This is a genomic window from uncultured Nostoc sp. (genome assembly GCF_964245575.1).
Classification (GTDB): Bacteria; Cyanobacteriota; Cyanobacteriia; order Cyanobacteriales; family Nostocaceae; genus Nostoc.
Genome location: NZ_CAXTNP010000241.1, coordinates 1 through 5,429, shown reverse-complemented (window position 1 = coordinate 5,429; position 5,429 = coordinate 1). Strand labels below are relative to the sequence as shown.

Below are 5,429 nucleotides of genomic sequence, written 5' to 3'. Positions count from 1 at the left end.
AGTTAAAAGGCTCAACGTTGGAGTTAAAAGGCTCAACGTTGAGGTTCAAAGGGTGAAACTTAAGCTTTCCAATGTTTGGGTGGTTGAAGATTTTCCGGTAAGATTGTTGTGCGATCGCCTTTTGCCGATTCAATCTGCTGTTGTCCTAGATTTTCGGCTCCCGTGAGGATTGCCCTTTGTAGATTGGCCCCTATCAGGAATGCTTCTTGCAGATTGGCTTGACCTTTGCTCTGTTGATAAACCTTCAGCCTTCACAAAGGCTAAATATAAACGGTAGAACTATTAAGCAATTTCTCAGAGGGTCTGTGTTGTTATCAGATATATAGCAATCCTAGACGATTGATTTTTTTAACGAACCGCATTCGCACACGCACAGCCTCTCGTAGAGAAGGACGCAAAGAGCGCAAAGTAAGAGAATTGTAAAGGGTTTTTGCCTCAGTCCCGTGAATTTTTTATTTTTGATTGCGGTTGTGAATCATATAGTGGGTAAGCATTGTTCAAGATGCTAAAACTTCACTGAGGATAACAACAGGTAAACCAGGAACATTATGAAAGCCTTTATCGTTGGTAATAAATTGGTTAGAATTAACAGAGAAAACTGTTGCAGCATGAATAGCATCGGGTGTTTTGAGGTTACTTTTAGCCCGAAGACTTGCAGCTGATCGTAGGATTGATTGACTAATAGTAATTAACTGTACTTGAGATGATAATAATAGTTCTTCATAGTTTGCTACTAAAGAATTATTACCATTACGCAAAGGAACAACTAAAACCTCCATTAATATTAGTTCACTGCTGATGATTTGAATTTCTCCTGCATAAAACTTAGACCATAGTGATTGCAGAAGAGAGTAATAATCAGGGTTGCCTTCAATGGTATAAATAGCCACCAAAGTATCTATATAAATAGAGCCACTTGTTGGAAGCATTAGCTGTCCCATGATAAGCGTTCTTCTTGTAGTTGTCTGTCTATATCCTCAGCAGTTCGAGAAGGGTGTCTCCTACGGCTTTCTTCTATAATGTCCAGTACAGAACGATGTTTTGGTTCAGCTTTTTCTGGTAATATCACAAATACATCAACGCTATCGCCTATTTCAGCTTCTGGAATTTCAATTTCTATTTTGTTTCCTGGTAAAACTTTGGTTGTGATACGTAAAGCTGATTGCATGGTTTTTCCCTCAACATTTATTAATACTGTAGGTAAGATTGTTCTCTTCTATATTCTCCTACAAGCCATAGAGGGCGGCAGTACTCTCATCTATTTCTTGTTTTTCGCTAAATGAATAAATAATCCAATAAATAAAATTAGAATTATAAACAAATTTATCGGTATGTCTGTGTTGTTATCAGACATAAATTATGTTTCTTCCTCATCTCGCAAATATTTACGGAGACTTTTGGTAAAAACTATAGCATTAAGTGAAACTGGTAGAATGCGCCCAAATAACTAATGATGCTGCGGTAACTCAACTTGATTGTCGCCAATCTGTCGGTGTTTCTATATAATCAGGTAGACGAGTGGTGCGATCGCCAAGTGCTTTTCTAATCTGCTGCAACTCTAAGTTTTTAGCCCCTGTTAAAATAGTCCCTTCCAGTTTGACATCACTAAGGTCAGCTTCTGAAAAGTTAGCTCCCATAAGGTTTGCTTGAGTCAGGTTAGCTTGATAAAAAGTCGCTTTATACAAGTTAGCTCCGATCAGGTTTGCTTGATAAAGGTCAGCTTCTGTGAAACTGGCTTCTGAGAGGTTGGCAAAATAGACTTCTGTTTGATGGAGTTTGGCTGCATTCAAATTAGCCCCAGAAAGGTTGGCTCCATTCAAGTTAGCTCCTGAGAGGTTGGCTCCAATCAAACCCGTCATCTGCAAGTTGGCTTTACCCAATTTTGCTCCTTGCAAGTTAGCTAAAAATAGCTTTGCCCCAGAGAGGTTGGCGATTTTTAAGGTAGCTTGTTGTAAGTTAGCTTTATACAGGTTTGCTCCTTGCAGATTAGTCACGCGCAGACTAGCTCCAGAGAGGTTGGCTGAACGCATGTTTGCCCCACACAGATTAGCGCGGTTGAGATTAGCCCAACAGAGGTTTGCTCCACAAAGGCTAGCTTTTAGTAATTTGGTTTCATAAAGATTAGACCTCACGAGTTTAGCGCCGTTTAGGTCAGCCTCACTCAAGTCTGCTCCCCGCAGGTCAGCACCACTCAGGTCAGAACCACGTAAGTCTGCTTGTTGCAGATTAACTCCTAGCAGGTCTGCCCTTCTAATGTCGATATTACGTAAATCAAGTTTCTGATCTTTTGGGTCTTCGAGTAAATTACGTCTGCCGATGACAGTTAAGGCTGCTTGAATATCGGTGCGGATTTTTGGAAATTCTTCATGGAGATTTTGCTCCAACTGCTGTGTCGGACGCGACCCACCTCTGTGCCTACCTGAGTAAGCTGCTTCTTGATATTCCGGGTTTTGTTGCTCTACCCTCACCTGTTGGACAGGTGCATTCTCTCGCACAAAAGCAGTGAGAATTTCCATGATTGTCCAGTGTTCTTTGGAAAAATCCTGAGCAACTCTTTCTAATGCATAAATTGCACCTGTCCGAGTTTCAACCTTTTCATGACCAAGCTGGGCAATTGCCCCCATAAAGCGCTCTGAAATCAATCTGTCTTGATTAACTTTTGCATTTTGAATGTCAATTTCCAAGTTTTTCTCAGATGCGATCGCATTTTTCTGCATCGCTTGGGCACGCTTTGCTGCATAATAAGTATTAAATATTACTGCCGATGCCAGAAAAACTATTGCAGTAGTTGTTAATGCTTGGTTTCTATACTGAATTTTTTCTTGAATTGATAATTCTTTAATACTGGACAACGCGAAAAAAATTACAGTTAATGAGAAGCCAAATATAACTGTTATGGTTATCAACCAATTCAAAAGAGCGTCTGTCTTTTTAGAAGACATGGTAACGATTTTCCTTACAACCTAGAATTATTACTTAGATGGTGAGGAAAAATAGTATAGCATTTAGCAGAAAATTATAATAGGTGTCAAGACACTCAATTAACTAGTTAATGACATGGAATATACCATAGTGTACATACCATTTCAAATGGCGCAAGAAGCTCGGAATACAATTATGCATGAATTTTGAATTTTGACTTTTAACTTTTGACTTTTGACTTCCCCAAAGGGGCTGACTTCCGCCTTGTGGTACTAGTGTTTTACTCAGAGAATTTAGCTTCTCTGAGGTTTGCCCCATCAAGTATGGCATCATTAAGAACTGCTCCATGCAGTCTAGCTAAATATAAGCTTGCACAATATAGGTTAGCTCCAGAGAGGTTAGCTGCTTTTAGACTAGCTGCACTGAGGATTGCTCCTTCTAGGTTAGCTAAATATAAGTTAGTACCTTCTAGGTTAGCTGCACTGAGAATTGCTCCTGCAAGATTAGCTTCTGTGAGGTTAGCTTCAGCAAGATTAGCTTGATAGAGATTTGTGTGTTCTAGGTTCGCCCTATTCAGATTTGCTCCTCTTATGTCCGTGTGACTCAAATCAAGTTGCTCATTCTCTGGGTCTTTGTTTACATCTCTTCTAGCGATAACGGTAAGGGCTGCTTGAATATCTACACGAAGTTTTGTTGACAGGTTGCTCCTTAATTTCTCTTGGGGCATGTAAGGAGCATTTTCTCGTACAAAGGTAGTAAGAATACCCATAATTCTCCAGTGGTACTGTGGATAATTTTGGGCAATTTGCTCTAAGTCATTAATTACAGCGAGACTGGTTTCTATTGTCTTATTCCCTAATTGCTCAATTGCTATTCTTAAACTTTCTTTTGGCGATTGATGCTGAGTTTGGTTAACTTGTTTATGCAAAACATGTATCCTCAGAAATATTTTTGATATTTGACTGTTATTTTTCGGTAAAATATTTTTTATGCCATGAAAAGCATGAATAATTACTGTAAACATTTTTCAGTGATCAAATGAGGTCTAAAAAAATACTTGTACTGACTATTATTCATTCTTCACTATCAATTAACCCGGAGCATGATGATTTTGACTGATGTCTAATCATTAATAGAGCATTTAGAAATCATTTATGAAAAACCATTAATTATAAAGGATAGCCTTCTTTTACCAGATGCGCTATGCGAACAGAAAAAATCTCACAACTCAAATAGTATTGTTATTAACTACTTGAATGCAGCAAAAATTACAGCCTCTAGTTAAAGACTTAGTGTTGATTGGTGGCGGTCACAGCCATGCAATTACCCTGAAAATGTTTGGGAGAAAGCCTTTACCTGGTGTCCGTTTGACGTTGATTACCGCAGCCAAAAATACAGCCTACTCTGGAATGTTACCAGGACACATTGCCGGATTTTATAGCCACGAAGAATGTCATATTGACTTGCGACCTTTAGCGAACTTTGCTCAAGCACAGTTGTATATTGACAAAGTAGTTGCCCTAGACTTGAAAAATAACAAAGTTCTCTGTGCTAACGGACTTGTGGTAGATTTTGATTTGCTGTCTATTGATATTGGCAGCACTCCGGCCACACTGTCTGTATCAGGTGCAGCAGAATATGCGATCGCAGCTAAACCAGTATCGCAGCTATTGGAACATTGGTATGAACTAATTGAAGCTGTAGGTAAAAATCCTCAAGAACCAATTAGGATTGCGATCGTGGGTGGAGGCGCTGGTGGTGTAGAATTGGCGCTGTCGATGCAATCTCATTTACATCGCATTTTAATTGAAACTCAACAACCAATTAAAAATCTGGAAGTTCATTTATTCCAGCGTGGACAAGAACTGATGCCCAATTACTATTCATCAGTGCAGCATCAAATGCAGCAAATTTTAACTGAGCGAGGTATTAAGCTACATCTTGGGGAAATTGTCTGTAAAGTCGCTCCGAAAAATATTACCCCTTCTCTACAAGCAGAGAGAAAAAATAAAGAAGTATTTGAAATTAAATGCGAATCTGGTTTGACAGTAGAGTGTAATAAAATTTTCTGGGTAACACAAGCATCAGCGCCTGAGTGGTTAAAAATCGCTGGACTAGGAACTAATGAGCAAGGCTTTATTCTAGTGGAGGACACGTTGCAATCTCAAACGCACCCGCAGATATTTGCTGCTGGTGACATTGCCACAATGGTAAATCATCCGCGTCCAAAAGCTGGGGTGTTTGCTGTTAGGCAAGGTAAACCTTTATTTGAGAATTTGCAGCGAATTTTATTAGGTAAGCCGCTCAAACCCTATAGACCACAGAAACAATATTTGAGTTTAATTGGTACAGGAGATGAACGAGCGATCGCAACACGAGGTCTTATCACTTTACCACCTCACAAACTCTTGTGGCGTTACAAAGATTGGATTGACCGCCGCTTCATGGAACGCTTTCGCTTGGAAGAAACAAGAAAGTAGGGAGTGGGGAGTGGGGAGTAGGGGGAG

At 39.6% G+C, this 5,429-nt stretch carries 6 protein-coding genes; 1 reads left to right on the top strand and 5 read right to left on the bottom strand.

Translation table 11 applies throughout. The features are described 5' to 3' along the window. Positions 1-59: 59 nt before the first annotated feature. The 5 genes from ACFFAP_RS28955 to ACFFAP_RS28935 all read right to left on the bottom strand — a co-directional run bounded on the left by ACFFAP_RS28955 (position 60) and on the right by ACFFAP_RS28935 (position 3,946). Positions 60-248, bottom strand: a complete 189-nt coding sequence (locus ACFFAP_RS28955; RefSeq protein WP_375514470.1) for a pentapeptide repeat-containing protein — start codon at positions 246-248, stop codon at positions 60-62. Between the two features lie 249 nt (positions 249-497). Next, the gene (locus ACFFAP_RS28950) at positions 498-941 is read right to left on the bottom strand and encodes a type II toxin-antitoxin system VapC family toxin (protein ID WP_375514465.1); all 444 of its coding nucleotides are present in this window, start codon (positions 939-941) and stop codon (positions 498-500) included. Further along, on the bottom strand, positions 929-1,168 hold the full coding sequence (locus ACFFAP_RS28945) for a hypothetical protein (RefSeq protein ID WP_100900700.1): 240 nt from the start codon (positions 1,166-1,168) through the stop codon (positions 929-931). Before ACFFAP_RS28945 ends, ACFFAP_RS28950 begins: the two co-directional genes overlap by 13 nt. A gap of 298 nt (positions 1,169-1,466) precedes the next feature. Further along, entirely contained in the window at positions 1,467-2,942 is a 1,476-nt protein-coding gene (locus ACFFAP_RS28940) for a pentapeptide repeat-containing protein (RefSeq protein WP_375514464.1), read from the bottom strand. Positions 2,943-3,202: 260 nt separating this feature from the next. After that, positions 3,203-3,946, bottom strand: coding sequence for a pentapeptide repeat-containing protein (locus ACFFAP_RS28935; RefSeq protein WP_375514463.1), 744 nt, complete (start codon positions 3,944-3,946; stop codon positions 3,203-3,205). A gap of 232 nt (positions 3,947-4,178) precedes the next feature. Here ACFFAP_RS28935 and ACFFAP_RS28930 point away from each other — a divergent pair, with 232 nt between their 5' ends. Next, a complete protein-coding gene (locus tag ACFFAP_RS28930) occupies positions 4,179-5,402 on the top strand; it encodes an FAD-dependent oxidoreductase (RefSeq protein WP_375514462.1) in 1,224 nt (407 codons plus the stop codon). Positions 5,403-5,429: the final 27 nt, after the last annotated feature.

Excerpts from the sequence above, each read along its gene's own strand:
- ACFFAP_RS28950 (WP_375514465.1), bottom strand. The coding sequence starts at position 941 with ATGGGACAGCTAATGCTTCCAACAAGTGGCTCTATTTATATAGATACT.
- ACFFAP_RS28945 (WP_100900700.1), bottom strand. The coding sequence starts at position 1,168 with ATGCAATCAGCTTTACGTATCACAACCAAAGTTTTACCAGGAAACAAA.
- ACFFAP_RS28940 (WP_375514464.1), bottom strand. The coding sequence starts at position 2,942 with ATGTCTTCTAAAAAGACAGACGCTCTTTTGAATTGGTTGATAACCATA.
- ACFFAP_RS28935 (WP_375514463.1), bottom strand. The coding sequence starts at position 3,946 with ATGTTTACAGTAATTATTCATGCTTTTCATGGCATAAAAAATATTTTA.
- ACFFAP_RS28930 (WP_375514462.1), top strand. The coding sequence starts at position 4,179 with ATGCAGCAAAAATTACAGCCTCTAGTTAAAGACTTAGTGTTGATTGGT.